The sequence below is a fragment of the Pseudomonas sp. ZS1P83 genome, assembly GCF_054897825.1.
The window spans coordinates 1,384,463-1,409,732 of record NZ_CM142706.1; the positions used below are offsets into that span (position 1 = coordinate 1,384,463).

Here is a 25,270-nt window from a genome sequence, read left to right on the forward strand (position 1 = left end):
GTGACATATATGGGCGACAAATTCGCTGTGTTTGGTGCGGACGGCACCCTTAAGGAACGCTTGATTCGTGGCGTGCATCCCATTCCGAAGGACGCGTTCGAGATTGATGAAGTGATGTGGCTAAGGCTTACGCAGGAAACGGATTGCGTGTGGATGCTGGGTGACTCCGGCAAGATCACGCAGTGCGCGATGCCTGCTCCACCCCCGTTGACGACCGAGGAAAATGAGCGAGTACGTTTGTCCGCTTATGCCAACCCACTGACGGGCTCTGATCGTTATTTTTCCGAAGCGCTGCGTATGCAGGTAATGGGGGAGGTGGGTTGGGAAAATGTCCGCGCGGCCGGTGTGGATCGCTATAAAGCAATTCAGGCGGAATTTCCCTGGTCCCCGACCCCGTCGATCCTCAATAACGCCCCGCACTGACGGGGCGTTTTCTTTTCCATTACGCGTAACACGAACATCCCTGACGGCCTCGCTTATGCGGGGCTTTTTCGTTTCTGGAGATTGACCCTTATGAGTGGTTTTATCCACGGCGTTACCACCACACTGATCGAAACCGGCGCGCGGACTATTTCGCTGCCGTCGTCCTCGATCATTGGTCTTTGCGACACCTTCACCCCCGGCATTCTCGGCGGCGGCACGGCCCTGGCGGGCGAGCTGAAGCTGATCACGTCCGAGCGAGAAGCCATCGCGGCGTTCGGCGCAGACTCGGCGATTGCCAAGGCGGCAGCGGCGATCTATGTGCGGGCTAAGGCGGTCATTGTCGCTGTCGGCGTGCCCAAGCTGGAAGACGCCGCGCTGCAAACGTCGGCCATCATTGGTGGCGTTCTCGCCGGTGGCCAGCGTACCGGCCTGCAGGCGCTGCTGGACGGTAAGAGCAAGCACAACGCTCAGCCGAAACTGTTGATTGCCCCTAAGCACTCGGCGACCCAGGCGGTGGCGACGGCCATGGATGCCTTGGCCGGCAAGTTGCGCGCGATTGGCATCATCGACGGGCCGAACACCACCGATGAGGCGGTTATGGCTTACGCCGAAGAGTTCGGCAGCAAGCGCCTGTATCTGGTCGACCCTGGTGTTAAGTATTGGGACACCGTCGCCAGTGCAACGGTCGATGCGCCAGCGTCGGCGTGGGTCGCTGGGCTCTTTGCCTGGACCGATGCCAAATACGGTTATTGGGCGTCGCCGTCGAACAAGGAGTTTGTCGGCATCACCGGCACCACTCGCCCGATCGAGTATCTGGACAACGACGCCACTTGCCGGGCCAACCTGCTGAACAACGCGAACATCGCCACGATCATTCGTGACGGCGGTTATCGCCTGTGGGGTAACCGCACGCTGTCCAGCGATCCGAAATGGTCGTTCGTTACCCGGGTGCGGACTTGCGACATCCTCATGGATGCGATCCAGGCGGGGCACAAATGGGCGGTCGATCGCTCGATCACCAAGACCTACGTGGCGGACGTGACCGAGGGTCTTCAGGCGTTCATGCGCGACCAGAAGAACGCCGGCGCGGTGATCAATTTCGAGGTCTACGCGGACAAGGAAATGAACACGGCCAGCCAAGTCGAGCAGGGCAAAATTTACTGGCGCATCCGCTTCACCGACGTGCCGCCGGCAGAAAACCCGAATTTCCTCATTGAAGTCACCAACGAATGGTTGACCGAAGTTCTTGAAACCGCCTAAGGGGGCTGCTTAATGATTCCTCAAGTTCTCTCCAACTGCGCCGCGTTTGTCGACGGCATCAGTTTTGCCGGCGACGTGCCGACCCTGTCGCTGCCCAAGCTGACGCAAAAGACCGACGACTATCAGGGCGGCGGCATGTCCGCCCCGATCGAAATGGCCATGGGCCTGGAAAAGCTCGAGGCGGCGTTTACCACCAACGGCGTGCGCCGTGAGTCGCTGAAGTACTTCGGTCTGGCCGATCAGACCGCGTGCAATGTGGTGTTCCGTGCTTCCTTCCGAGGTCTTAAAGGCGTGATTACGCCGGTGATCGTGACCATGCGCGGCGGCATCAAAGAGGTCGACATGGGCGACTGGAAGCCGGCCGACAAGTCCGAAATCAAGCACGCGCTGAAGCTGGTTTATTACAAGCTCGAAATCGACGGTCGCGTGATGTACGAGATCGATCCCATCAACATGATTCAGGTGGTCGACGGTGTCGATCAGTTGGCGGCTGAACGTTCGGCCCTGGGCCTCTAAGGACAATGAACATGACTCAAGCAAGCGAAGCCAAGCCATTGCCGAAGTGGCTGGCGCTCAACGATGACGGCGTGACCGTAACGCTGGCCTACAAGGCCAACTTTAACGGGATGGTCGTCGACAAGCTGACGATGCGTGCGCCCAGCGTGAGGGACATGGACGCCGCCAAGGCGGCCGGTGGTGGCGATTTTGAAAAGATGGAAAAAAGCCTGTTTTGCAGCTTGCTCACGGCCACCGACGTCGAGTTGGGGGGCCTGAAATACAAAGACTACAACCGTTTGCAGGCCGGCTATTTTCGTCTGGTTGAAGAAGACGACGTGTAATGCCGCCACCCTAAAGGCGCTGGCCCGACGCTTGGCCAAAGAGACCAGTTTCTCGGCGGCCGAGATCAAGGCCATGCCTTTTTCTGAGATGGTTTGGTGGCTCACGGATTGAGCCGCCTTTGATCTACCCGACGTATAGGGCACGCACATGGCGAATAAACTCGCGCTCGGCCTGGTCATTGGCGGGGCGGTCAGCTCCACGGTGGGCTCAGCGTTCAAGGATGTCACCAGCCGCATCAAGCGCCTGGAGGCCGAAGGCAAAAAAGCCCGGGTGCTGGAAAAGACCATTGGCGACACCATGCGGTTGCGCGATGAGTGGCGCAAGGCGCACCTGGCGGGCGAGAAGGGTGCCAACGCCCTGCTGAAACAGCTTGAGGGCAATATCAGCAGCCTGAAAAAGCAAGGCGTTGAAGTTCATAATCTGACAAAGGCCTATAACGCCATGGGTCAGGCGGCCGCCAAGGCCGAGCTGAAGGCTAAAGGTCACCAGCAACTGGATGAGGGCAAGCAGAAGCTCAAAAGCAGTGTCGGCCAAGCGGTGGCCGCCACGGCGGCGATGGCGATTCCGACCAAGGTCAGCGCGGACTATGGCGCGATCATTCGGGACATTGCGATCAAGGCGAACATTGCCAACAAGCCCGAAGAAGCGCAGCTGTCCAAGACGATCGTGGATACGTCGCGGGACACCGGAATGGCGCGCAATCAGGTGGCCGAGGTGGTTAACGCCCTGGTCGGGGCCGGCATGGAGCTGGACAAGGCTCTGCAGTACGCGCCGACGGCGGCCAAGTTTGCCGTGGGCCAAGGCTCAGATGGCACCGAAACCGCCAAGATGATCAACGCCCTGGGGCAGAACGCCAAGATCACCGACCCGGCCATGATGCAAAAGGCCCTGGAGGCGATCGCCTACCAAGGCCAGGCGGGCAGTTTTGAAGCGGCCGACATGGCGCGTTGGTTTCCTGAATTGCTGGCGGGCATGGGCAAGCTGGGCATCACCGGGATGGATTCGGTGACGCAACTGGGCGCTATGCTGCAGGTGCAAATGAAGACTGCCGGCGGCTCCGATGAGGCGGCCAACAACCTCAAGAACTGGATGGAAAAGATCGGTTCGGGGGACACGGTCGAGGCCTATAAAAAGGTTGGGATCGATTATCAGGGCTCGATGAATACCGGGCTGCAGAACGGTAAATCCACACTGGAATCCAGCTTTGAGCTGGCGCAGAAGTACATCGCGGCGACCGATCCGAAGAAGGCCGCGGCGATGGCTGAAGCCACGGCCAAGATCAGCCAGGAGACGGACCCGGAAAAGGCCAAGGCCATGATTGCGTCCCTGGAGCAAGCCTTGCGCACCGGCGATCTGTTCGCCGACATGCAGGTGAAGGGCGCCTTGACCGCGTACATGCAGAACAAAGACCTGTACGCCAAGTTGAAAGCCGACTCGGCCAGCGCCACGGGGATCTTGGATAAGAACCTTGAGGAGCGCCGGCAGTCGTCGGCGCAGAAGTGGTCGGAAATGGCGCAGGGCATGGACGACGCCATGCGCGCGATCGGCGATGCGTTCCGCCCGGTCACGGACAGGGTGGCGGACGGGCTGACCTACGTCACCCAGGGGCTGAGCAAGTTGTCGGACGAATCGCCCCGGGTGGTGTCGGGCATCGGCGCGGCGGTGGCGGCAGTGATCGCCTTTCAGACGGCGATGAGCAGTTTCAAGATTGCCAAGGGCCTGCTGAACATTGGGCGCGGCTCGCTGATGGGTAATCCGAACATCCCGCAAAAGGTGATCGTGACCAACCTGCCGGCGGGTGGGGGCGGCGGCTTGGAGGGCGGCGACCTTGGTGGTGATGGCAAGAAGGGCAGGAAGGGTGGTGGTCGTGGAGGCGGCCGGGGCGTCGGCGCCGCAATGAAAGGCGCGGCTGTGTTTGCCGTGGCCGAGGCCGGTTACAAGGCCTATGACACCTATCAGAACGCCGAGACGCAAGACGAAAAGGCCGAAGGCTATGGCGGCGCCGCCGGAGGTCTCGCCGGCACGTTGGGTGGTGCGGCGGCGGGGGCGGCCCTCGGCACGATGATTTTGCCCATGGTTGGCACTGCTATTGGCGGGCTGATCGGCGGGGTGCTCGGCAACCTGGGCGGTGACGCCCTGGGCGGTGTGGTCGGTAAGTCGATGTTTGGCGGTGACGATGCGCTGAAGACGCTGCCGATCGCCGGGCCGCTGATGATGGCCAATGCCGGCAAGGACATGCCGCCGGTGATGGGCGACATCGCCCGATCGTTCGCCGCGCCCAAATCCGTGGGGCCGCTCGCCCTTCCCGGCGATGCCGCGCGGGCCATGATGTTGCCGCCGGCCAGTGCGGACGCCGGTGCCGCTTCGGGGCCGTTGGCGCTGGCCCCGGCCCCGGCCGTCAAGGCAGAGCCGACAAAAATAGAGTCGAAGGTGGATATTCAGGCGCCGTTTTCGCTGGTGGTGAACGGCGACGTGAAGGACGCCGCGACGCTGTATGCCCAGCTCAGGCCGTTGCTCGATCAGCACTATCGCGAGATGGCCAGACAGGTGGAGAGCAAGCAGCTCTTTGACACACCGCACGTTTAATCAGGAGGGCTCATGGAAGCATTGGGGCAGTTACAGTCGGGGCTGAAGTACCTGGCCTCGGCCGGGGAAACCGGCCGGCGCAGCCTGGACGGCATGCTGGGGCCGGTGAATGGCGCGATCGGCGAAATCACCGGCGCCACGTCCGAACTGGAGGGCTTGCCCTTTGTCGGGCCGGCGATCGGGGCCAAGCTTCAGCGGGTCATGCGCGGGGTGAATGCCGCGCAGGCCAAGGTCGGTCAGGTGGTCGCCACCTATGGCACGGCCACCCGTGCTCTGTCGCAAATCGACGAGCGCATGGGGGTGCTGAAGGAGCAGGCGGGCAACGCAGCGACGGCGATTAATAAAATCGCCGGCAAGGCCAGCCCGGCGCTGGCCAACATCGTGCCCACGGGGGCCTTTGCCACGGATCAGACGCCGGCGCCGGAGGCGGTGAAGCCGTTCCCGCACCTGCTGACCATCCAGCCGCAAGACCCCAAGGCGCAGCCGTATCACTTCAACCTCGACACGGCGGCGTTTGATGAGTTGCGCCGCTCGACGGAATTTCGTTGGGCCTCACAGGAACGCCTGTCGCGCCGCCCGGCTCAGCAAGCGGTCGGCATGGGTGACGAGAAAATCACGCTGAAGGGGGTGATTTTCCCGGGCTTCAAGGGCGGGCTGAAGCAGCTCGACACGTTGCGCGCGCTCGGCGCTCAGCTCCAACCGCTGACCCTGATCACCGGTTATGGCGACGTGCTGGGCGCGTGGTGCCTCAAGAGTCTTGAGGAAGAACAGGGCGCGCTGATGCAGGGCGGGATTCCGCGTAAACAAGGGTTCACTCTGGAGTTTGTGCGTTATGGCGACGACATGCAGAACGTCTGACGGGGATCTGCTGGACACCATTTGCCATAACTTCTATGGCCACTTGAGCGGCACCGTGGAAGCGGTGCTGGATGCCAATCAGGGGCTGGCCGATGAACCGCAGCCGTTTCGCGCCGGTGTGCTGATCACGTTGCCGGCGCTGTCAGCCCCGGTCGCCGAGCAAGTCACCCTGTGGGACTGACGCCGTCCGGAGTCACTGCCGGCCACACCATCCGTTACGCGTAACGGCCTACTGATCTAGACCCGCCTGGTGCGGGTTTTTTATTGGACAAAATTCATGACCCCCAGCTTTAGAATCGTTGTCGATGGGGCCGATATCACCGGGCTGATCAATGATCGACTAATCCAGCTGCGCACCACGGACAAGACCGGCATGGAGTCGGACGAGTTCGAATTGCGCATTGATGACCGTGACGGCCTGGTGACGTTGCCGCGCAAAGGCGTGGGGGTTGAGGTCTACCTAGGCTATGTCGAGACGTCACTGGCCCGCATGGGCCGTTACGTGGTGGACGATGTCGCCGTGTCGGGTCCGCCGGACACCATCGTGATTAAGGGCAAGGCCAGCGACATGCGCGGCAGCGGCAAGACCATCCGCAGCGGCAGCTGGGAAGACGTACCACTGTCGAAGATCGTGGCCGACATTGCGGCGCGCAATGGCTGGCGGCCGGTGTGCCCGGTGTCCACCAAGGTCGCCCGGGCGGACCAGATCAGCGAGTCGGATTTTAGTTTCATCACGCGCCTGGCCAAGCAATACGACTGTACGGCCAAGGTCGCCGACGGCAAGTTGTTGGTCATGCCCCGCCAAGCGGGTCAGAGCGCCAGCGGCAAGGCCTTCGGCGCGATCACCCTGACGCGCAGCGACGTCAGCCGCTGGCAGTTCCAGTTCGGCGATCGCAACGCGCACAAGTCGGTAGGGGCCAAGCACCAAGACAAGAAGACCGGCAAGCTCGCGGTCGTGTCCCTGGATAACGACGACGTGCCGGACGGCCTGCCGGCAGTGCATACCGATCGGCACATTTACCCGAACAAGACCGCCGCCGAGGCCGCAGCCAAGGCGCGCTTGGCGGCGTTCAATCGCTCGACGGCGGACGTTCGCCTGGAAATGCTTGGGCGCACGGACCTGTTCGCCGAGCGCTCGATTAATGCCCAGGGTTTCAAGGTCGGCCTTGATGGCGAGTACCTGGTGGACTCGGTCGAGCAGCTTTACACCCAGTCTGGCTGGACGACCTCGATCGAGTGCAACGGTGGCAAGCAGGGCAAGGCCAACGCCAAAGGCAAGAGCGCGAAGAAACCGGCGAAGCCGGTCAAGGTGGTCAGTCTGCAATAGCGCCTCGGCGCCCCATAACCCGCCGCGTGCGGTTTTTTTATGCCTGGAGTTTGTATGTCACTTACCGAGCAACAGCTACAACGCATCATGCCCAACGCCCGCCGCCAAGCGGGCGTTTTTGTATCCGCTCTAAATGCCGCCATGGCGCACCGGCAAATCAATACGCCGAAACGCCAGGCAGCATTTCTGGCCCAGCTCGGGCACGAGTCAGGTCAGCTGCAGTACGTCCGTGAATTGGGCGGCGATCAGTACCTGAGCAAGTACGACACCGGCAATCTGGCCGCGAAACTGGGCAACACCCCGGAAGCTGATGGAGATGGCCAGCGTTATCGCGGCCGCGGCCTGATCCAGATAACCGGTCATAGCAACTATCTGCGCTGCAGCCTGGCGTTGTTCGGTGACGAACGTTTGCTACGCACGCCTGAGCTGCTCGAGCAACCGCAATGGGCGGCCGAGTCGGCGGCGTGGTTCTGGTGGGTGCGCGAGCTGAACGCTCTGGCGGATCGGGACGAGTTCGAGGCGATCACACGCAAGATCAACGGTGGTCTGAACGGTCTGGCAGATCGGCTGCAACTGTGGACCCGGGCGAGGGCAGTGCTATGCGTGTCGTGGACCTGATCCCCGCGCCGTTCCGGCTGTTCGCCGTTGGCGTGCTGCTGACCGCATTGGTCGGCGGATCTGCCGCGTCGGCCTGGAAAGTTCAGGACTGGCGCTACGGCATGCAACTCGCCGAACAGGTCAACCTGCACAAGGACGATCTGATCGCCATCAGCAACGCTGCTGCTGACCAGGTGCGCACGGCACAGGACAGCCGCCTGGCCCTTGAGCAGCGGCTGTCGACCAGTGAACAAACCCACTACAAGGAACTGAGCGATGCTCAACGCAACCAGGCTCGCCTGCGTGATCGCCTTGCCACTGCTGATCTGCGCCTGTCAGTCCTACTCGACGCCACCGATACAGCCAGTGGCGACACAGTGTCAGCCGCCACCTCAACCGGCAGCGTGGTTCATGGCGGAACACGAGTCCAACTTGACCCAGCGCATGCTCAACGAATTATCAGCATCACCGATGCCGGCGACCAAGGATTGATCGCCTTGGCGGCCTGTCAGACATACGCCAAAGAAGTTTCAATGTTGAAGGGAAAATAGTAATTAACTCGAAGACTTAACTCGTTTAGAAAATAACTTAACATGAGGAGGGCCATCTATTGAGTGTGTTCGCAGTGTGGTTCGACGGTAATGGGCGGTGGATATAGGTGGTTAGTCTGTCTTGTGAATGATTTTAAATTTCAGCTCATCTAATATGTACTCATTGCTTAACGGTTCGTCATTATGGGTTTTGGTTCCATGCGGTGAATCCGTTTTTTTTATCATGCTTATGAGGTCAGACAGTTTTAAATTAGTATTTTTTTGCCTTTTGATCAGCTCGACGGAATTGAAAAAGTGCATCCAGTTCGCATGTGCTGTGTTTGTGCGCAGAGTTAGATCTTTCAGGGGGTAGCTGTAATGCTTTGCTATGATAAGGCGGTAAACATTCAAGGTTGGGAATCCCTTCGGCAACCGAAGAGAGTTTCTGATGCCGGCTTCCCCTACATTATCTATCCAGTCTTCAAGGCTCGTAAGCCAACGAGTTGTTTGTTCTTTTAGACGGTTGCTGCGAATGTGTTTTGAATGAAGGTCCTGACCGTAGAGTTCTTGGAATTTTAATTGGCAAATAAATATTGTTCCGGTGGGCTTTTCTATAACTACCAAATCAATATCTGTTAGTACACGACCATTTAGTTTGATTTTGACGTTTTCAAGATATTCTAGCCCTTCAAAGCACTCGTTCAAAATTCGTTTGATTCCATTCTGCATGGATTTTTCACGAGATTGCTGATGTTTATCATAGTCTTTAGGGTATTGGTGTCTTAAAGACTCCAGAAGGAACAGCATCGGATTGCTGCGGGCTCCAGTAAGACACCGGATAAAACCTTGATCGGAGTATTGGATCAGGTGAGGAAGGGGGGACCCGGGTTTCGCAAGTAAGGCAGTGTTTTTCCTACTACATGTGAGGACTTCAAAAATACGTCGGGCATCCTCCAGACTCGCGTCCTCAAAGTCTAAGTGATCAGCCCCAAAATGGTTAATTGCACTTTGGAGGTTTTTTATAAAGCTCTCTGTTTCTGATGAGATCGTGAGTATGTTTTCTAGTTTTATACTGGGGTCTTTCTTTACGAGCGCCTCGGCAAATCGTTCGTGTCGCATTGAAATAGAGTTGATGAAGTTTAACGCTATAATGTAATTTTGGAAGTGAATTCCGCCAAAGCGGGTCGCATAGTTGAATGTGTCATAGCCTTCGAAGGTTTGAAGTTCGCTGAATGCAATGTTATAAAAGTAACTATCTACTAAAGGGTCGCCACCGTATCCGATGAAGTGAGTGAGGAAAGGATAAACTAATGCTTCTAGGGTTTCGTTTATCTCTGTTTCGAACTCAGTACTCAGTGCTGAATTTCGAACCTGATTGACAAAGTTTTCGGTTTCCCTTTGGTAGTGATCTTTGAGTTCTCGCTCGTAGTATTCGTCGTCTGGCAGCTCAGGCGGTAAGGTGATGGTGAATTCTTTTCCATCTATGCTTTCAATACTGCAGAAACCAGTTGAAACAGTTTGTCCTACTCGACGTCCATGTTCGATGAAGCCTAATCCAGCGGCAAGCTCCAATACGGGGGTGTAAATTTCTTTTTTCCGCGTAAACATAAGGGGCGGTGCATCATAACTTTGACGTCCGTCCAGCGCTAGCTGTATCAGTCGTCCAACTCCAAGCCGCAATATGTAGAATTGCTCTGTTTGATCATAAGATGGATTACTAGTTCTGCTAATGTTGTAGTAGTACCAGTCCAGCTCGTTAATCGCTGATCTTAAATACAGCCCAAGATGATCCGCCTCGAGTTTAGGAAGGAGTTTTCTTTCTTGTCTGTTAAGCGCTTCGAAAAAGCAACTGAGAGTCATATTCATTTTTGAAAATTACCAGCAATTATGTGGCCTGTCAGTAACGGAGCTAAGAAATGATTCTGCAGCCGGGACGTTCTCATTCCACCCGACGGGAGACAGATGATTTCTGTCATTAGGCTATTTTCCTGTGGCCTGATTATCACCCACGATCTTCATCACCATGATAATACTGAATGAATAAGCGACTGGTAGGCCTTTCTTTTCTGTCGGCCTTGGGTTGGGTCTTGTTCGTCTTGTTCGTCATGTATTGGATGTCGCAACGAAGGTAATCCCTGTGGACGATGTAGTTCTGAGCGAGAAGGTGAAGAGAGAGGCTGACCGTCTGCTCGCGCAAATTGTGCGTGCGGACTCTATGATCATTGCTGTGAAAGCGGGCGCGAGAGCTGACGCATTAGTTCTAGGTATGGAAGTCGTCGGTGGTCTGAGAGCAGGGGACGCAGAACGGCTCTATATCATCTTCAAAACGGCGCTTGAGGAACGGCTCAAGTCGTTGGTATCGATTTAAGACAAATCATCGCCTTGAGCAGCGTCAATTGGTTTTATCAAATCAGATCCTTGGTTACGCACGTTGCCGATGGCCCGGTCAACTTTGAACCATTCGAACGCCTCGGTGGGCTCACCCTGGTGCATCACCATCTGTTCGGCGCGCTCCTTGGGCGTAGCCGGGTCGAGCCATTCCCGGGCGAGCCCCGGCGATAGAGTCACCGGCCGCCGGTCGTGGATGTCCACCATGCCGCCGGCGCTGTCGGCGGTGATGATCACAAAGCCGTCGTGCTCGCCGGGCTCATGATCAGTGTTCGGATATTGGCCGATGGCCGCGCACAGGATCGGCGCCCGGTCCTGCCGGCGGATCAGATAGGGCTGTTTTTTCGGTTCGCCTTCGTCCACCCATTCAAACCAATTGTTGATTCCGATGATTGCGCGGTGCGGCCAGATCGCGCGGAAAAATGGGCCGTGGGCGACTTTCTCTACCCTGGCATTGATCGGCGCGGCACGGTCCTTGGCCCAATGCGGACGCCATCCCCAGCGCACCATGTCCGCGTGCAGATAGTGGCCTTCTTGATGGAAGAGAGCGAGCTGAGTCGTGGGAGCGGCGTTATACCGCTCGAATGGTAAGTCGCCGACGTTGTTGACCAACGCGTTGGGCATGCTCAGCGCAGCAACGAAGTCGTGGATGCCATCATATTGAGAAAGTCGTCCGCACATAACCGCTCCGCCCATCCGATATTGCCTACAAAGATTGACCACAAGCCGTTCTGAAAGTTAACTGTATATTCGTACAGTATCTGGAAGTCGTGCTTTATGAGCTTTTCCATTCTAGGGCCGATCGCCGAGGGCGGCCGGACATTGCCGTTGTGTCTCTTCCGCGTACCGGCGGGTTTCCCTTCGCCGGCGGCGGACCACATCGAGTCGCACATTTCGCTGGATGAGGTGCTGAACGTCCGGGCCCCACACGTCTACCTGGTGTCGCTCACCGGCGACAGCATGCAGGGCGCCGGCATTTTTGAAGGCGATTTGGCGGTGGTCGATCGATCTATCGAGCCGGCCCACGGCCACGTCGTCATCGCGTTGCTGAATAACGATCCGGTGTGCAAGCGCCTGTGCCTACGAGGCAAGGAGGTAATCCTGCTGTCGGAGAACCCCAAGTACCCTCCGCGGTATGTGCTAGAGGGGGATGACCTGTCCATTTGGGGGGTGATCACCAGCAGTGTGCGCAGCCATGTCTAAAGTGCCGCCGGTGTTTGGCCTGATTGACTGCAACAGTTTTTACGCCAGTTGCGAACGGGTGTTCCGCCCGGACTTGGCCAAGGTGCCGATCGTTGTCCTGTCCAACAACGACGGGTGTGTGATCGCGCGCAGCTATGATGCCAAGCCGTTTGTGAAAATGGGCGCTCCGTACTTCCAGATCAAACACACCCTGCAGCAGCACGGCATCGTCGCCTTTTCTTCAAACTACGCGCTGTACGGCGACATGAGTGAACGGATCATGAGCTTGATCGAAGCGATGGTACCGGCGGTTGAGGTGTATAGCATCGATGAGGCGTTTGCTGACCTCAGTGGGATCGGAGACCTAGACGGGCTCGGGCGTCGCTTGCGCAGCCAGGTTTTGCGATGTACTGGCATTCCGGTCGGCGTCGGCATTGCGCCCACCAAGACCCTGGCCAAGCTGGCCAACCACACGGCCAAGCGCCTGCAGGCGCAAACCGGAGGCGTGGTGAACATTTGCGACCCGCACAAACGCGACTGGGTGCTGCGCAATACCGACGTGGCCGAGGTCTGGGGCGTCGGCCGGCGCATGAAAACGCACTTGGACACGCTGGGCATCAAAACCGCCATGGACTTGGCCAAGGCCGACCCATGGACGCTGCGCAAAACCTTCAGTGTGGTGATCGAAAAGACCGCGCGGGAATTGGCCGGCACCTCCTGCTTGGCGCTGGATGAGCCGGATCCGCCGAAGCAGGAGATCTGCTGCAGCCGGATGTTCGGCAAACGCCTGACGGAGCTGCCGCCGATCAAGGAAGCGGTAGCTACCTACGTGATGCGTGCATCGGAGAAGCTGCGGGGCCAGGGCTCACTGTGCAAAAAGCTGCGCGTCAGCCTGCGCACCGGCATGTTCAACCCGGCGGAAGCGCAGTATGCAAACGGCGTGGTGGTCGATCTGCCGTACCCGACCGACGATGTACGGCTGCTGACCACCGCCGCGGTCGGTGCCCTCGATCGCGTGTTCCGTCCGGGATTTAATTACAGCAAGGCCGAAGTGCTGCTGCTGAACCTGTGCCAGCCCGGCGAATACACCGATGATTTGTTTGCCCCCTCACAGCCGGCCGACGCCACCCGGGTGCTGACGGTGCTGGACCAGATCAATGAACGGTGGGGCCGGGGAACCCTGAGATCTGCCAGCGTGCCGACCAATCCGCATTGGGGTATGCGTCGCGAATTGATGAGTCAGAGCTACACAACTAGGCTTGATCAGTTGTGGAAGGTATCTTGCAATTAGCTTATTAGACGGGAGTATCTATGGCGTAAGCCGCGTTTCCCATGCGGGCCTGTGCCGAGATAACACAAGTCTCGGCCCTACGGGAATTTAGCCTTTGCGAAGGTGCTCATTGTCCGATCTATCGTCGACGCTCTTCACCCAGCCCGCAATATGCCCTGGATGATTGGCTGTGCCGGCAAAGGACACACTCGGTCGAGATGGTTTCTTAGTTCGCCAGCGATTTGCTGCACCGCGGTGTACGAAGCTGGGCGCTGCTCGACTGGCAGAGTAGCAGCAGCAGCTAGTTCAAACGGTATCAGCCGCAAGTTACTCATGCCTTTTTCAACCGCTTCAATATGCTTCTCTTCTGCCCCATGCTCCCTCAGGAGTTTTACTACCTCCGTCGCCCACTCCGTGTTGGAGGGGGACGGCTCCCAAGACTCTTCATGAATGAGCAAGACTGCTGCCGATCTCATAACCTCTAGCACGAAAGATGCGCAAGTCAGACCATTGCTTCCCTTTGGAGGCGAGTAGACAGAGCCGTTGAACGAACCTTTCGAAGCAATGAAATCAATTCCATAGGAAATTTTTGGCAGCTTCCGGGATATCGCCCGGACCACTGCCAATACTCCCTTACTTGCTGCTGGTGGTAGGGCCAAAGGAATGGCAATCCCACACTTCGGACGTGGGAGATCGGATACGAACAACTTGTGATGCCAGCCAAGCTCCATCAGCCTAAGCTTGTTACCTTTTTCGTTGAACAGGACTCCAAGATGCCCCCCACCTAGATCACTATGGAATAGGGCAAGCGCGATCCCGTGCTCGGGCAAGACAACATCATTTACGCTGCCGAATACCATTTATAGGCTCTTAACCATTCCATAGAGTGCATCATCAGGATCAACGCCCTGATCCACCAAAGCCTGACGAGCAACGTCAAGAGCCTCATTCCAGCCAGAAATCTCGTTACGCCACACATAAGTAGCGCGCAGAAGAGTCGCCAAGTGCTCCCCGTGGATCTGTAATCCGCTGAGATCTTTGGTAGGGATGATTTCCGGGCCGAATTCTGCAACTGCCTCAAGCGCGGCTTCGGCGGTCACAGTTAAACTATCTATATCCGCTAGGCTGTTCTCGGAGGAAACCAGAGCCCGCAGCTTATTGTAGGCTGTCGCTTCCTGAGTGGACCTGACGTAATCCTTTAGGGTCTTGTCAGCTCCCGAGTAGAAGCTGCCTACCGTGAAGGCAACATCTCGAAATTGTCGAAGTGTTTGGCTCAGTTCCGGCATGCCGAAAGCGTGGCCGAGGTCCACTTTGGTCCGATAGCGCTTCTGGGTCTCACGGCTAGCAATCTCCGGAAACCAGGTATTACTGAGGGATGAGTGCATCATGCAGCTTCTCCGTAATTGCACGCCGGAACAAGGCCCCTGCATTTCTGTGCAGAGTTTCCAGCAGGGCTTCTAACTCCTCAGAAGATTCAGTGACGTTGCTGGACTCTTCTGCTCCATCAATCTCGTGAAAGAAATCAGCGTCGATCAAAAATGCCCTAGAGGCATCAGCCATCGAGGTTAGCAGTGAAGTCTGCAAAAGCAGCTTGCACTCATCGAGGCGAATGAGCGACTGGGATACCTGACTGTCAATAGAATCTTCGTCTAAATGATCTTCGTCCAACAAAGCATTGTGGGCAAGGGGGCCTAGCAAAAATGGCTTGATCAGCTCATGCCAAGGCGTTCCATCCAAGCCCAACACTGAGCGCTCAATGACATCTTTGTACCGAAGACCGATGCGTGTCACACGCACCCCCCCTACTTCTTGATTCAAAGCGGCAACAGCCCTCAACAATTCAGGAACATATACGTCCCAGCTTCGATAGGTCGTCGAGGTGTATGCGATAAATTCTGGACCAATGGAAACCTTTGATGCCCCGTCAGCTTTGGCATAGTGACGAATCGTAGCGCCAGTGCTTGTCCGCGGAACCGGTGGAGAACCGTCCTCAGCCGCTTCCAGAACGACGTTGAATGAGACTTCGTCATTCCGTTGGCTGTAACCGCTCTCACTGAAGCAGTGCTGGAGCTTCTCAAGCGAGGCATCGGAGATTTCTAAGGGCTGAAACCGAATCTGGCATACCACTTCTGCCAGAGGATTTTTCCCGTAGATAACTCGGTCAGTAGAGGCAATTTTCATGAAGAATCAAACGCTTCCTAAGAAAGAATATGCTCCCGTAGCTTTCAACTATTAACCGCTACAAGGGCCCAATAGTAGAAACGGATACATTCACCGGCGACTATAGACTCAGCCGGAAGGTTTTGCACGGGATTGCCAGTATTTATAAAGGATGAAGGAGGGCGAATCCCCAAGCGCCTTGCTGGTAAAGTCTTATCGGGCATCTGGATCACGTTCCATGGCAAAACCAACCTATGACCAATTCAGCAGGGAGCGCGCAGTGGCGCAGTGGGCTGCCGAGAAAGACAACGATAAGCCATCTATTGGGCAGGGTCCCCATTCGATTCCCGCCTCCTTAAACGCTCTGATCTGCTGCAGGTTGATGATTCTTTCTGACATTACTCCATTTCCTTGATGCTGTATATTTATACAGTAGCATGCGCAAAAGAAAGCGAAAATAGTGCGTCACGTACTCTGTTAACCCATGTCCAGTTTCTTCAATCGAGCCAAGCCTTGTTTGATGTGGCCCTCGTTTTCGCCAAGTGCCTCCAATGCGGCGCGCACATTCTCCCCGGCCTCTTCCGACCCCCGCTGCTCCACCCACAACGTCAGCTCCATTATCGCCGCCTCTAGGGCGAGCTGATTGTGGTAAATCCTTTGCAACACATCGGGGAGAGTGTAATCACTTGGCATGGGGTCGACTCCTTTCGAGAAACCCCAAGCATAGCAGCGGCAGTGATGATGAGGTTTAGGGCAAAATTAAGGGCAAATTCAGGGCCGCCGTAGACCGTAGTACGCCAAGAGCAAAGAACGAAAACGCTGTAGCTGCTGGCCTTGAGCGGTCTACAAGGACGCAGTAAGGGGTTCGAATCCCTATCCAGTTGCCCCGCGTTAAGCCATACATGAAGGGCTGCTGTCGACCTAAAGCTGCTGGTGCTGGGCAACGGGTATCAGCGACAAGCGGATCGAACTGACTCAGCAAATCATCAAGCTTGTGCAGGAAAGCTCGTGGAGGGGGCGAAGACCCGCCGTAGAATTGGCGGTCAAAGCTCTGCTCACAACGGCTGATGGGCCCAGTCTGCGAGCAGGGCTAGCACGATCCATCGCAGACCAGCTCGCCTTGGCAGTTGGAAACGTTGTCGTATGCAGCTCCGGGGCATTGATTCATGTCCAGTGTCGCGTTTGCATAACAGGCTTGCAGGTTGTGCAGATCAGAGTTGTGCCTTCCATGTGGCATCCGTGCGGGTTCTGCCCATAAGGCAGTCCGCAGCTTTCCAAATAGCTGCCGCCTGGAAGAGGTCCGGTGGAAAGGTTTAAAAGAGGGTTGATCATGCACTGGGTTTTCAGGTCATCAAACATTTGTTGAGCAGCACAGTTCGACCTAAGGGCCTTTTTTGCCTCGTCTTCAGTGCCTCCGAAGCCGCCGTAAGCGAGGGTATTATCTCCAACTTGTATGGATGCTTGAGCGTGGACTAAAGCCTGACTCAGGGGGGAGTAAAGCAGGATAGCCATGCACGGCAAGGCCAGCATCAGATACGCTTTGATATTCATGATGCCTCCGAACGCCTGTTGTATTTATCTTTGGATTTGATTGCCAGCGACTAGCAAATCCGGTGCGCTGAAGAACTCAGCCATTCGATTGTAGCTGTTCCAGGGGAGAAAGTTGGTGAGGTGAAACACGACATTTGAGGTCAGCCAAGCGCTGCCATTTTTGCGCGCGTCGCTTGGGAGCCCTCCGAAAATTCGGGGGGGGCGCGACCTTAGGATGGGGCTCGATCTAAAGCCCGCGGTGGGCTTTCATTATCGACACTCACCAGTCAGGTTACAGGGGGTGTCAAGCGGTTCAAGCGGATGACTTTTTCCGCCGGACGGTAACCCGATTTCCTAAAAAAATACGCACACAATCTATCATTGATCATTAGTTGTACTTTACACGCAGTATCTTTTTAACCCCGCCAAAAAAGAAACTCCCTCCGACCATTAAGAAAAAAGGTAGGCAACGGAAATGACAACTCAAGTCGCAATAGCAAAACGGCCATTTGCAGTTGAACCATTCACTGGGATAATGCTCCCTGACGGGGTCTTCGATAGTGCGATCAAAGAGCAGTTGATTAGCGTTTATATTGTGAATACGTCTGATATGGATATTCAGGGGCTATGGGTCAGAACTAAATCAACACCTGACTACAAGATACTTGCTCCTGATGAAATTTTTCTCAGGAGAGGCCTTAAAAAAGGAGCGGCGACGCTGGTTCAATGGCGCGCTGATTTCAGTACGGCGACACCTGGGAAGCGGAGTCTTATTTTAGAGTTCGGTGGTACTTCTACTCGAGAGGGAGGTGGTTGCTTCGACTGGGATGGATATGCCGATGCTCTAATTTTCATTTCGTCGACTCGATTAAATACCGCTACCAATACCTACACATGCCATGTTCCTCAAGGTGTGCTAACTGTAAAGTTCGAGAACTCAGAGCAATCACCGGGGCCTGTGTTTTTTGATGGCGATCGAGCGATTCAGTTACCATCAACTCAGTTTCCACAGAGATTTACATGCAGTCTAACGTGCCAGCCAGGGTCGGAATTAATGCTGCCTTTCGAGGATCCTTGGTGGAAAGTCATAGCATGCATCGTTGCCGCCATTGCGGGAATTGGAGCAATTCTAGAGGCAGCGAAAGGGCACGGAACAGCTGAAGTCGGAATCGGTGGTCATGGCCACGACAATCCAGCAGATTATGAATGGTGTGCACCTGACCCCACTGCGCTGGGAACACCGACTACACCTGCTGGAGCGCTGTCGACTATCGCGAACGCCGCAATTCTTGTGGCGTTGGCCGATGTCGCCGACCCTTGGGAGAGGGGGCGTCAGCACGCAAACCTCGTAAGCGGCGAGGTGCCTGTCTCGGAGCAAGTTGCTGTCAAAATTAAATATCCAGCAGAAATGCAAGCTGGAACGGCGTTCGAGGTTGGCGTCATTTGGCACTACACTGCCATGCTTTCGAGTGGAAGATCGGTGGAATTGCGGGTCGAGGAAACACGTCTGAACGAGCATGCAGTCACGTGGGTGCTTGAGGCTCCACACGAGATTACCCAAAGTGACCCGATGTTTGTGAAGGCGCGAGCTACGCGAGCGGACGGTAGTGCATTTCGAAGCGATGAGCTTTATGGCTATGCGATCTTTACAACGCCGGGTGCCATGCAATCATTTCAAGTCCCTCTTCTGGATGACGGGAATGGGTTAGACGATGTAGCAGCTGATGGATGGTTCACGGCAGGAGGATTTATTGAAGAGTTTCTCGCTAAATATGGGCCGTTTGATCCGGTAGGAGAGTGGAGCATTCAATGCTTTGCACAGAATGTAAATGATGCCAATTCCACTATGGCTCCGAAGGTTGCAGCCACCCATATTGGAGGGGTGCCACTAATTGCCCCAGTTGTGGCTACGCGGACAAACGGAAGCGCATGTAAAGTAGCTGAATTAATCAGGGTTATAGTTAAAAGATTTTAATTAGAGGAAACCAGGCGCACTAATCAAGATCGCGACTGGTTTCGTTAGCTAGCGCGAATTGCAGTATTGCGCCAGAAGTCTGAGAGGTCCCGAGCGTAGTTGCCTCGTCCTCACAGAAATGAATCAGTTCTGCTATAAATTCGTCAATGTCCTCGCGAATGGCATCTCCAATAATGTTGCTTAATATCAGCTTATAATTTACATCAATATCATTGAGCCATGGAGTAATATCCATGCTGTAAACAGATTGATTGTTTGAAGAGTTTAGAATGTTTAGGGTAAGGCTCCCCAAGCGTCCTATTTGTCCTTGCCAAAGTGGTCCTCTGGACTGGAAGGAGAACATACAGCGAACGTCCTTCAGCCGCGGAACTCGGAGCGAAGCTACCAACTGAAAGCTGCCCTGCGTTTTCAGTATCGGCCCAGTGCATGCTTGACCCGCCGCCATGTACATACCCTGCTTAAGCAGTAGCTCCCTTGTACGAAATTTCGATACATAGTTGCTAAAAGGTGGCTCGAGAACAGCCCACCGATCCCAGATCTCTGTCTGGGTCGCACTAAGTGCATGCTCGAAGGCGTAGGTGGACTGATATGGCTGGTTCGGACCGCTGCAGGGGCCTGAATATCCGGGATAGGCCCACAACTCTTTTTCAAAGGGGCCCTGCGTATCGATCTGCCTACTCCCTGCTTGGCCGTCCATGAGCCAGTTGACGGTGCCAGAACGCTTCAGTCCTGCGGCCGGGTCGTCTAGTGGAAGCTCGGTCAGTATTTGCGATTTGATATCGACGGATGGGATGACGCATTCATTGGCAGGGTCCACTACTATAAAATTTGATGTGTTTTGCATGAGTTTACCTTTGGTCTCACGGCTCATCAGCTAGCTAAACAGGCACCACAGATATGAGTTAAGCACTAGAAGTGTCTCTCTGTAGCCGTTTCCTCCAGCCGACTATGCTGAATTACCGGCCGATCACGGTCACTCCGGCGTCATCATCACTGCGAGCGTCATCTTGATGAATTCTTCATTACGGTTGATTGCTTCCAGAGCTCCGCGAACATTGCCACCGAGTTCGGTCGCTCCACGTTTCTCAGCCCAAAGCGTAAGCTCCACGATGGCAGCCTCCAGTGCGAGTTGGTTTTCGTTGAGCTTGAACAGCAGAGAAGGGAGCAGGTCGGCATTGGGCATCGCGAATCCTCCGTGAAACATTCAGCGTAGCAATCGAATGATGGGGGTGTGGCTCACGGTGACCTTGCTTAAGCAAATCCTGGCTCGTCTAACCCACCTACCAAGAACCGGTAGTGCCCGTGACAGGTCTGTGTGAGAGCTTGCTAAAAAGTTGCTACATCGTGAAGAGATAATGCAGGGCGAACCCAGGCTGGCCGGGGCTGCGGTGGTTGGCTACATCCAATCCATCATCGGGGCGACGGAGACTCGGCGGGAGAGCGGGGCGGGTGCGGGGGCTTAGACGAGTCTTGCAGCGGTTCTTCAGGGCGTATGTGTCGAGGGAGTCGAGGAGATAGATTGGGCCAAAGGGGCGTCCGGAAAGGGCGCCCCTTTGTGACGTCAGGACGGTTGCGCATCCATACGTCGTGCAACGACATCTAGAACATCGCAGCCATCGCGCAAGGGTATGCAGCAAAGCAATGCGAAGTCGCTGAGGATCACCGAGTCCGTGGTGATGTCGCCGCGCATCGCGAGGTTTTCCAGGATCTGCGTGACCGCACCAATTCGGTAGCGAGCGGTGCTAAGCAGTGAGTGCAGCGGTTGGGTGGTATTTACATACAGTGAGGGAAGGTCGTCGGCGTTGCTGGTTAAAGCCATAAATTCTTTCATGTGAAGCTCCATTAATTTGAGAAAACTACTACTCAATCGTCGCCAAACGAATGGGTGGTAGCCGTACGCGGGTTGGCGAACCGGGCAATGGAGAAACCGGCAGACCCTAAGGTCTCCCGCGCACAGCCACCATAAAACAGGCAGCTAAGTACGTTCCGAAACGCTTCGAAAATAGTCGAAGGCTTCAGTTCAATTGCCATCGAGTCGCCAAACCCGACACGCCATTTTGGCGTTGGGTGGACTATAGGCCTCGTGGCAAAAGCGCAGCAATGGGCAAGTGTACGGACAATTCCCAGCGTCGTGTAGGACGTTACTCTTTTGACAGTTTGTCTGGGGGAGCGCCCTTTTTTGTATCGAGAAACCGTAGTACCTGAACCAACGCTGTCACCCAGCAAAGTTTCATAATTCCTGATGGTCTTGCGGCATAGGATGACTCCCTAAGGTCACCGCGCTTCCAACCCACAGGGAACTGAAAAATGATCTCGAACCTCGTCAAAGTCTGGCTGATCGGTGGTGCGCTGCTGTTGAGTGCCTGTTCGGGTGTGAGCACTCATAGCAATTATTCAGAAGACCTCCAGCCGTCTGCAGGCTTTGGCCCGGGCCCCACCAACAACCCCAGTAAGTTGAGTTTCCATGGCAGTGCGCTCGGTAGCAGCTTCGGCGAGTACAGTTCGGGGTTGTTGCACGACGACTAGGGTGTGACGCAACGGTGCGTTATCTCTGCCGTTGCGTGTTCACCGAGGGGCGACTGCTGCGCAGCCGAACGCAGGCTTCGCCAGCTGCTATGTATGGACTCGCCCCCACTGTCTACCCGCTTTTGAAAAACCGCCGCCCCGTTGCATCTATGTATTAGGCCTATTCGAGGAAGCCGTCTTCGGCTTCTGGCCAAAATTGGAAGAGCTCGTGGTATGCCGATTACAGTCAGGCCTCGAAGGCCAGTAGCAGCTAAGGCATCAATCCACGCCGGTCTTACCTGGGGTCAATTTTTTTTCAGCAAAGGGCCGGACAGTTAGTACCTCGGTGGCAGAACTCTGTCGCTCAGTGGCTCATCGTCGCTTGCTGGCCATCACCAGCCTGGCGACGATAAGTCTGGTCATTCTGTAGAAGCACCCAGACGATTCGCAGGTTGCGGTTGGCTAACCGGACCGCAGCCTCCTTACGGCCCAGTCGGCTCATCCAGCGCAACAAGCGGCGGTCATCGGGTTGCTGGGAATCAGGTCGTAGTTGTTGCAGTACCGCATGGGCTCCCTGGATCATCAGGCTGCGTAAATAAACATCGCCTCGCTTGGTCATGTCCCCCAGCCGGACCGTCTGCCCGCTGCTGTGCTGGTCAGGCACCATGCCAAAGTACGCGGCAAACTTGCGGGCATTGGGAAATCGCTCAGGCTTGGTTTCCTTGGCCACCAGTGCCGAGGCAGTGACTGGGCCGATGCCGCGCACAGTCATCAGTCGCTTCGCCGTCATGTCGGCGTTGGCGGCCACTTCCAGGCGCCCCGCCAGCACGCTGATGCGTTCGCCCAAATGGCGCCACTCGACCAACAGTTCGTCGATCAGTTCACGCAGCAGGCCCGGCACCGGCTGGGTGGCATCTTCCAGTGCCCGCGGAATTTTCTGGCTGATCGCAACATCGCCCTGCGCCAAGGCCACGCCATGCTCGAGCAGCAGGCCGCGCATCTGATTACTCACCGCCGTGCGTCGACGCACATAGCCTTGGCGGGCGCGATGCAACGCCTGCATTGCCAGCGCCGCAACGCTTTTGACCGGCACTGCGTAGATCTTTTCATCGCGACCAGCCCGCAGAATCGCCAGCGCATCGTTGCGATCATTTTTAGGCCCGCTGCGATGTGTGGCCACCAAACCGGCTGGAAGAATCCGCGCCAGATTGCCTTGGTCTTGCAACTGCCGGGCCCAAGCTTGAGCACCCGGACCGGTCTCCATCAGAACCACGACATGAGGCGGCAACTGGCGGAGAAACTCATAAAACGCCTCGCGCGACTTAATCCGTTGCTCGTAGTGCACCTGGCCGAGGACGTCTTCACCGGCGACCTGAAAGACCTGCTTGGCCAGATCGACCGCCACGGTTGTGCAGGCCGACAAATCGGAAGAAGACAGGGATTGATCAATCGAAGTATGCTTTTTCATGGACTCGCCCTCGCTGTCGTTGGCTGATTAGACTGCCACCGTGGCGCATTGACGCCTCGGCTTGGGCGAGTCCATCCAATTACATGGATCGTATGCGTGGCGGCTATTTAGGCTCGGATGTCGCCAACCATTGGCTGAGGACTTTTTGGTAGTTGCCCGTCACCTTGGCCAAGTGCAGCCACTGATCGACATACAACTTCCAAGTCATGTCGTCCCGGGGCAGCAAGTAAGCCTTCTCGCCATACTGCATGAATTGCGTCGGGTTCACCGCGCACAAACCGGGTTTGAGTTTCTGCTGATAAAGCGCTTCCGAAGCATCGGTAATCATCACGTCAGCCTTCTTGTCCAGCAGCTCCTGAAAGATCGTGACGTTGTCGTGAAGCCGCAACTGCGCCTTCGGTAGAAAGGCGTGAACAAAGGCCTCGTTGGTGCCGCCGGCCGGTTCGACCAAACGAACCGAAGGCTGGTTGATTTGCTCGACGGTCTGGTACAGCGCCTGTTCTTCGCAGCGCACCAGTGGGATTTTGCCGTCGACGTCCAGCGTGGTGCTGAAAAAGGCCTTTTTCTGGCGCTCCAGCGTGACCGAGATGCCGCCGACGCCGATGTCGCATTTACCCGCCAGCAGGTCGGGCATCAGGGTTTTCCAGGTGGTCTGCACCCACTCGATCTTGACGCCCAGGCTGTCGGCCAGCGAGCGGGCCATGGCGATGTCGATGCCCGAGTATTCGCCGTTCTCGGCTTTGACGGTATAGGGTTTGTAGTCACCCGTCGTACACACGCGCAGTTGGCCTTGTTGGATGATGCTGTCCAGATGTGAAGGGCCGTCCTGTGCCTGAACACCAAGGGATAGAGCGAGCAGGCTACCGAGCATCATCGTGCTTTTTGTGTTCGTCATTGTTCTCGGGCTTTTTGTGGGGGCGTGGGTTGCATCGGCAATCGGTGTAGTGGCGTTGGTCTAGAGCTCCAGCCCTTCCTGCACCACTGCCAGCAGATTGTGCTCAGTCAGCGCTACTGCATCCGGTTGTTGCCCCGAATACTCGATCGTCTGCAGCCACCAATGCGTCTCGCCATGCTCGCCCAAGGTTCGCACCAGCGCGAGTTCCTTGCCTTTCGAGTGGACTTCGACACGTCCCTCGCCATCCACGGTAAAGCGCGCGACAGGATCGAAAGTGAGGGTGTGATGGTTGCCCTCAATTATCAATTGGTCGATGGCGTAGTCGAAAGTTTCCCCGTCCGGATCGCTTTCGAACACATGAGTGGGATTGCGCCGCAGGATCAGGCCCACTTCGGTCAGCGGCGACAGCCAGGCCTCGATCTGGTGATATAGCTCGTAGACTTGGAGGGGCCAACTGTCGATCGCATGATCAGAGCTGGTCTGCCCGGTTTTTTTCAGTTTCGTGGCGAGCTCGTCTGCTTTACTCATTTCGATTCCCTGTCGTGATGTAAGCGTAATCGTAGCTCTTTCAAGGTAATGCAGGTTTTGCCTTGCGTCATGTCTGGATAAGAGGGCGCGCCTGCGGAGCAGCTTTTTAATGAGCTCAATGAAGGGGATGTAGTGTTACGAAGAAGGGCGACCTGAGCAGCGGCCCTTTTTTATCAGATCTTATTCGGCCCGGACGCATCCGCTACAGTGCCGCTGCCGCAATTGATATACGAAGAAGACTTCAACCAACGCTGATCGGGGTAATACGAAAACAGCAGTTGCCCACCCTTCATCGAATCGATCAGCCGATGAGCAATCGCCGACCGCACGGCGGGGCAGCCCAAGCTTCTGCCAATCCGTCCATTCGCACGGGCGAGCACCGGGCTGACATAAGGTGCACCATGAATAACGATTGCCCGGTCAAACGCGTTGTCATTGAAACCCGGTTCCAGGCCTTCCATGCGCAACGAATAGCCGTTCTGTCCGACGTAGCTCTGTTGAGTGCGGTACAAGCCGAGGCTGGTGGCAAAGCTTTCATTCTGGTTGGAGAAGTTGACCGCCATGTTCTCGCCACTGTTGCGTCCGTGGGCGACCAGTTCATGAAACAGCAACTTGCGCTTCTTTAAATCGAACACCCACAACCGTTGTTCGGTCGAAGGCAGGGAATAGTCGATGACGGCGAGTCTTTGGACAGGTGCTTTGCCTTGAGCAATGCTGCACTGGGATGCGCGTACGGCCAGTCCAATCACCTTGGCGTTAGCGTTGGGGGCCGCTTTGATGAGGGCGGCCGCGAGCGAATCGGCGTAGGCTGACGGTACTGACGTTATCGTCAGCAGCAGTGCCGTGAGTAGGAGGCCGAAGCGTTCTGGTGCCATATAGATGTCTCATCATGATAGTTTCGAGTCTAGCAGTGTGTGGAAAGCTAGCCGTTGAATGCGGGAGATTAAG

At 56.2% G+C, this 25,270-nt stretch carries 29 protein-coding genes; 15 read left to right on the forward strand and 14 right to left on the reverse strand.

Going from position 1 to position 25,270, the window contains the following annotated elements:
* Positions 1-9 precede the first annotated feature (9 nt).
* The 10 genes from ACYZT0_RS06635 (at position 10) to ACYZT0_RS06680 (ending at position 8,442) form a co-directional block, all read left to right on the forward strand.
* Complete coding sequence (locus ACYZT0_RS06635) at positions 10-423, forward strand: hypothetical protein (protein WP_462045138.1); 414 nt, start codon at positions 10-12, stop codon at positions 421-423.
* 90 nt (positions 424-513) lie between these two features.
* The gene (locus tag ACYZT0_RS06640) at positions 514-1,683 is read left to right on the forward strand and encodes a phage tail sheath subtilisin-like domain-containing protein (RefSeq protein WP_462045139.1); all 1,170 of its coding nucleotides are present in this window, start codon (positions 514-516) and stop codon (positions 1,681-1,683) included.
* A gap of 12 nt (positions 1,684-1,695) precedes the next feature.
* Positions 1,696-2,199: a phage major tail tube protein gene (locus tag ACYZT0_RS06645; protein WP_462045140.1), complete on the forward strand. Its 504-nt coding sequence runs from the start codon at positions 1,696-1,698 to the stop codon at positions 2,197-2,199.
* A gap of 11 nt (positions 2,200-2,210) precedes the next feature.
* Entirely contained in the window at positions 2,211-2,522 is a 312-nt protein-coding gene (locus tag ACYZT0_RS06650) for a phage tail assembly protein (protein WP_462045141.1), read from the forward strand.
* 148 nt (positions 2,523-2,670) lie between these two features.
* Positions 2,671-5,109, forward strand: a complete 2,439-nt coding sequence (locus ACYZT0_RS06655) for a phage tail tape measure protein (protein ID WP_462045142.1) — start codon at positions 2,671-2,673, stop codon at positions 5,107-5,109.
* A gap of 12 nt (positions 5,110-5,121) precedes the next feature.
* Positions 5,122-5,967, forward strand: coding sequence for a phage tail protein (locus ACYZT0_RS06660; protein ID WP_462045143.1), 846 nt, complete (start codon positions 5,122-5,124; stop codon positions 5,965-5,967).
* Complete coding sequence (locus tag ACYZT0_RS06665) at positions 5,942-6,148, forward strand: tail protein X (protein ID WP_462045144.1); 207 nt, start codon at positions 5,942-5,944, stop codon at positions 6,146-6,148. Before ACYZT0_RS06660 ends, ACYZT0_RS06665 begins: the two co-directional genes overlap by 26 nt.
* Positions 6,149-6,244: 96 nt before the next feature.
* Complete coding sequence (locus ACYZT0_RS06670) at positions 6,245-7,294, forward strand: phage late control D family protein (RefSeq protein WP_462045145.1); 1,050 nt, start codon at positions 6,245-6,247, stop codon at positions 7,292-7,294.
* A gap of 54 nt (positions 7,295-7,348) precedes the next feature.
* A complete protein-coding gene (locus tag ACYZT0_RS06675; protein ID WP_462045146.1) occupies positions 7,349-7,912 on the forward strand; it encodes a glycoside hydrolase family 19 protein in 564 nt (187 codons plus the stop codon).
* Entirely contained in the window at positions 7,894-8,442 is a 549-nt protein-coding gene (locus ACYZT0_RS06680) for a lysis protein (protein ID WP_462045147.1), read from the forward strand. The genes ACYZT0_RS06675 and ACYZT0_RS06680 overlap by 19 nt, the downstream gene beginning before the upstream one ends.
* Before the next feature lie 111 nt (positions 8,443-8,553).
* Here the strand turns inward: ACYZT0_RS06680 and ACYZT0_RS06685 are convergent, their stop codons facing one another.
* The gene (locus ACYZT0_RS06685; RefSeq protein WP_462045148.1) at positions 8,554-10,287 is read right to left on the reverse strand and encodes a hypothetical protein; all 1,734 of its coding nucleotides are present in this window, start codon (positions 10,285-10,287) and stop codon (positions 8,554-8,556) included.
* 271 nt (positions 10,288-10,558) lie between these two features.
* On the opposite strand from ACYZT0_RS06685, the gene ACYZT0_RS06690 reads away from it, so the two are divergent.
* Positions 10,559-10,789, forward strand: a complete 231-nt coding sequence (locus tag ACYZT0_RS06690) for a hypothetical protein (protein WP_462045149.1) — start codon at positions 10,559-10,561, stop codon at positions 10,787-10,789.
* Here the strand turns inward: ACYZT0_RS06690 and ACYZT0_RS06695 are convergent.
* Positions 10,786-11,490, reverse strand: a complete 705-nt coding sequence (locus tag ACYZT0_RS06695; RefSeq protein WP_462045150.1) for an SOS response-associated peptidase family protein — start codon at positions 11,488-11,490, stop codon at positions 10,786-10,788. The genes ACYZT0_RS06690 and ACYZT0_RS06695 overlap by 4 nt on opposite strands.
* A gap of 96 nt (positions 11,491-11,586) precedes the next feature.
* Between ACYZT0_RS06695 and ACYZT0_RS06700 the strand changes: the two genes are divergently transcribed.
* Together ACYZT0_RS06700 and umuC are read left to right on the forward strand one after the other, a co-directional pair.
* On the forward strand, positions 11,587-12,012 hold the full coding sequence (locus ACYZT0_RS06700; protein WP_462045151.1) for a LexA family protein: 426 nt from the start codon (positions 11,587-11,589) through the stop codon (positions 12,010-12,012).
* Positions 12,005-13,282, forward strand: a complete 1,278-nt coding sequence (gene umuC, locus ACYZT0_RS06705) for a translesion error-prone DNA polymerase V subunit UmuC (protein ID WP_462045152.1) — start codon at positions 12,005-12,007, stop codon at positions 13,280-13,282. Before ACYZT0_RS06700 ends, umuC begins: the two co-directional genes overlap by 8 nt.
* Before the next feature lie 134 nt (positions 13,283-13,416).
* On the opposite strand, the gene ACYZT0_RS06710 is transcribed toward umuC, so the two are convergent.
* The 5 genes from ACYZT0_RS06710 to ACYZT0_RS06730 all read right to left on the reverse strand — a co-directional run bounded on the left by ACYZT0_RS06710 (position 13,417) and on the right by ACYZT0_RS06730 (position 16,972).
* Positions 13,417-14,121 (reverse strand): hypothetical protein, encoded by a 705-nt coding sequence (locus tag ACYZT0_RS06710; protein WP_462045153.1) that lies wholly within the window; start codon positions 14,119-14,121, stop codon positions 13,417-13,419.
* On the reverse strand, positions 14,122-14,649 hold the full coding sequence (locus ACYZT0_RS06715; protein ID WP_462045154.1) for a hypothetical protein: 528 nt from the start codon (positions 14,647-14,649) through the stop codon (positions 14,122-14,124). It abuts the gene before it with no gap.
* Positions 14,627-15,442 carry a TIGR04255 family protein gene (locus ACYZT0_RS06720; protein WP_462045155.1) on the reverse strand — a complete coding sequence of 272 codons (816 nt, stop codon included), beginning with the start codon at positions 15,440-15,442 and terminating at the stop codon, positions 14,627-14,629. Before ACYZT0_RS06720 ends, ACYZT0_RS06715 begins: the two co-directional genes overlap by 23 nt.
* A gap of 456 nt (positions 15,443-15,898) precedes the next feature.
* The gene (locus ACYZT0_RS06725) at positions 15,899-16,114 is read right to left on the reverse strand and encodes a hypothetical protein (protein ID WP_462045156.1); all 216 of its coding nucleotides are present in this window, start codon (positions 16,112-16,114) and stop codon (positions 15,899-15,901) included.
* 471 nt (positions 16,115-16,585) lie between these two features.
* Positions 16,586-16,972 carry a hypothetical protein gene (locus ACYZT0_RS06730; RefSeq protein ID WP_462045157.1) on the reverse strand — a complete coding sequence of 129 codons (387 nt, stop codon included), beginning with the start codon at positions 16,970-16,972 and terminating at the stop codon, positions 16,586-16,588.
* 454 nt (positions 16,973-17,426) lie between these two features.
* Here ACYZT0_RS06730 and ACYZT0_RS06735 point away from each other — a divergent pair, with 454 nt between their 5' ends.
* Complete coding sequence (locus ACYZT0_RS06735; RefSeq protein WP_462045158.1) at positions 17,427-18,926, forward strand: hypothetical protein; 1,500 nt, start codon at positions 17,427-17,429, stop codon at positions 18,924-18,926.
* Positions 18,927-18,945: 19 nt separating this feature from the next.
* Here ACYZT0_RS06735 and ACYZT0_RS06740 read toward each other — a convergent pair whose 3' ends face one another.
* The 3 genes from ACYZT0_RS06740 to ACYZT0_RS06750 all read right to left on the reverse strand — a co-directional run bounded on the left by ACYZT0_RS06740 (position 18,946) and on the right by ACYZT0_RS06750 (position 20,757).
* Positions 18,946-19,770, reverse strand: a complete 825-nt coding sequence (locus ACYZT0_RS06740; protein WP_462045159.1) for a hypothetical protein — start codon at positions 19,768-19,770, stop codon at positions 18,946-18,948.
* A 129-nt stretch (positions 19,771-19,899) separates the two neighbouring features.
* On the reverse strand, positions 19,900-20,109 hold the full coding sequence (locus ACYZT0_RS06745) for a hypothetical protein (protein ID WP_462045160.1): 210 nt from the start codon (positions 20,107-20,109) through the stop codon (positions 19,900-19,902).
* 378 nt (positions 20,110-20,487) lie between these two features.
* Entirely contained in the window at positions 20,488-20,757 is a 270-nt protein-coding gene (locus ACYZT0_RS06750) for a short-chain dehydrogenase (protein WP_462045161.1), read from the reverse strand.
* A gap of 476 nt (positions 20,758-21,233) precedes the next feature.
* Here ACYZT0_RS06750 and ACYZT0_RS06755 point away from each other — a divergent pair, with 476 nt between their 5' ends.
* Positions 21,234-21,452 (forward strand): hypothetical protein, encoded by a 219-nt coding sequence (locus ACYZT0_RS06755; protein ID WP_462045162.1) that lies wholly within the window; start codon positions 21,234-21,236, stop codon positions 21,450-21,452.
* 343 nt (positions 21,453-21,795) lie between these two features.
* Here ACYZT0_RS06755 and ACYZT0_RS06760 read toward each other — a convergent pair whose 3' ends face one another.
* From ACYZT0_RS06760 to ACYZT0_RS06775, 4 genes are all read right to left on the reverse strand, one after another.
* Positions 21,796-22,854, reverse strand: a complete 1,059-nt coding sequence (locus tag ACYZT0_RS06760) for an IS110 family RNA-guided transposase (RefSeq protein WP_462046512.1) — start codon at positions 22,852-22,854, stop codon at positions 21,796-21,798.
* Positions 22,855-23,002: 148 nt separating this feature from the next.
* Positions 23,003-23,794, reverse strand: a complete 792-nt coding sequence (locus ACYZT0_RS06765) for a transporter substrate-binding domain-containing protein (protein WP_462045163.1) — start codon at positions 23,792-23,794, stop codon at positions 23,003-23,005.
* A 60-nt stretch (positions 23,795-23,854) separates the two neighbouring features.
* Complete coding sequence (locus ACYZT0_RS06770) at positions 23,855-24,322, reverse strand: hypothetical protein (protein WP_462045164.1); 468 nt, start codon at positions 24,320-24,322, stop codon at positions 23,855-23,857.
* A 173-nt stretch (positions 24,323-24,495) separates the two neighbouring features.
* Complete coding sequence (locus ACYZT0_RS06775) at positions 24,496-25,197, reverse strand: murein L,D-transpeptidase catalytic domain family protein (protein ID WP_462045165.1); 702 nt, start codon at positions 25,195-25,197, stop codon at positions 24,496-24,498.
* Positions 25,198-25,270: the final 73 nt, after the last annotated feature.

Excerpts from the sequence above, each read along its gene's own strand:
- ACYZT0_RS06675 (WP_462045146.1), top strand. The coding sequence starts at position 7,349 with ATGTCACTTACCGAGCAACAGCTACAACGCATCATGCCCAACGCCCGC.
- ACYZT0_RS06735 (WP_462045158.1), top strand. The coding sequence starts at position 17,427 with ATGACAACTCAAGTCGCAATAGCAAAACGGCCATTTGCAGTTGAACCA.
- ACYZT0_RS06685 (WP_462045148.1), bottom strand. The coding sequence starts at position 10,287 with ATGAATATGACTCTCAGTTGCTTTTTCGAAGCGCTTAACAGACAAGAA.
- ACYZT0_RS06750 (WP_462045161.1), bottom strand. The coding sequence starts at position 20,757 with ATGAAAGAATTTATGGCTTTAACCAGCAACGCCGACGACCTTCCCTCA.
- ACYZT0_RS06745 (WP_462045160.1), bottom strand. The coding sequence starts at position 20,109 with ATGCCCAATGCCGACCTGCTCCCTTCTCTGCTGTTCAAGCTCAACGAA.
- ACYZT0_RS06770 (WP_462045164.1), bottom strand. The coding sequence starts at position 24,322 with ATGAGTAAAGCAGACGAGCTCGCCACGAAACTGAAAAAAACCGGGCAG.
- ACYZT0_RS06715 (WP_462045154.1), bottom strand. The coding sequence starts at position 14,649 with ATGATGCACTCATCCCTCAGTAATACCTGGTTTCCGGAGATTGCTAGC.
- ACYZT0_RS06775 (WP_462045165.1), bottom strand. The coding sequence starts at position 25,197 with ATGGCACCAGAACGCTTCGGCCTCCTACTCACGGCACTGCTGCTGACG.
- ACYZT0_RS06665 (WP_462045144.1), top strand. The coding sequence starts at position 5,942 with ATGGCGACGACATGCAGAACGTCTGACGGGGATCTGCTGGACACCATT.
- ACYZT0_RS06725 (WP_462045156.1), bottom strand. The coding sequence starts at position 16,114 with ATGCCAAGTGATTACACTCTCCCCGATGTGTTGCAAAGGATTTACCAC.
- ACYZT0_RS06720 (WP_462045155.1), bottom strand. The coding sequence starts at position 15,442 with ATGAAAATTGCCTCTACTGACCGAGTTATCTACGGGAAAAATCCTCTG.
- umuC (WP_462045152.1), top strand. The coding sequence starts at position 12,005 with ATGTCTAAAGTGCCGCCGGTGTTTGGCCTGATTGACTGCAACAGTTTT.
- ACYZT0_RS06740 (WP_462045159.1), bottom strand. The coding sequence starts at position 19,770 with ATGCAAAACACATCAAATTTTATAGTAGTGGACCCTGCCAATGAATGC.
- ACYZT0_RS06655 (WP_462045142.1), top strand. The coding sequence starts at position 2,671 with ATGGCGAATAAACTCGCGCTCGGCCTGGTCATTGGCGGGGCGGTCAGC.
- ACYZT0_RS06680 (WP_462045147.1), top strand. The coding sequence starts at position 7,894 with ATGCGTGTCGTGGACCTGATCCCCGCGCCGTTCCGGCTGTTCGCCGTT.
- ACYZT0_RS06765 (WP_462045163.1), bottom strand. The coding sequence starts at position 23,794 with ATGACGAACACAAAAAGCACGATGATGCTCGGTAGCCTGCTCGCTCTA.
- ACYZT0_RS06700 (WP_462045151.1), top strand. The coding sequence starts at position 11,587 with ATGAGCTTTTCCATTCTAGGGCCGATCGCCGAGGGCGGCCGGACATTG.
- ACYZT0_RS06695 (WP_462045150.1), bottom strand. The coding sequence starts at position 11,490 with ATGTGCGGACGACTTTCTCAATATGATGGCATCCACGACTTCGTTGCT.
- ACYZT0_RS06670 (WP_462045145.1), top strand. The coding sequence starts at position 6,245 with ATGACCCCCAGCTTTAGAATCGTTGTCGATGGGGCCGATATCACCGGG.
- ACYZT0_RS06730 (WP_462045157.1), bottom strand. The coding sequence starts at position 16,972 with ATGAATATCAAAGCGTATCTGATGCTGGCCTTGCCGTGCATGGCTATC.
- ACYZT0_RS06710 (WP_462045153.1), bottom strand. The coding sequence starts at position 14,121 with ATGGTATTCGGCAGCGTAAATGATGTTGTCTTGCCCGAGCACGGGATC.
- ACYZT0_RS06755 (WP_462045162.1), top strand. The coding sequence starts at position 21,234 with ATGATCTCGAACCTCGTCAAAGTCTGGCTGATCGGTGGTGCGCTGCTG.
- ACYZT0_RS06660 (WP_462045143.1), top strand. The coding sequence starts at position 5,122 with ATGGAAGCATTGGGGCAGTTACAGTCGGGGCTGAAGTACCTGGCCTCG.
- ACYZT0_RS06635 (WP_462045138.1), top strand. The coding sequence starts at position 10 with ATGGGCGACAAATTCGCTGTGTTTGGTGCGGACGGCACCCTTAAGGAA.
- ACYZT0_RS06650 (WP_462045141.1), top strand. The coding sequence starts at position 2,211 with ATGACTCAAGCAAGCGAAGCCAAGCCATTGCCGAAGTGGCTGGCGCTC.
- ACYZT0_RS06640 (WP_462045139.1), top strand. The coding sequence starts at position 514 with ATGAGTGGTTTTATCCACGGCGTTACCACCACACTGATCGAAACCGGC.
- ACYZT0_RS06645 (WP_462045140.1), top strand. The coding sequence starts at position 1,696 with ATGATTCCTCAAGTTCTCTCCAACTGCGCCGCGTTTGTCGACGGCATC.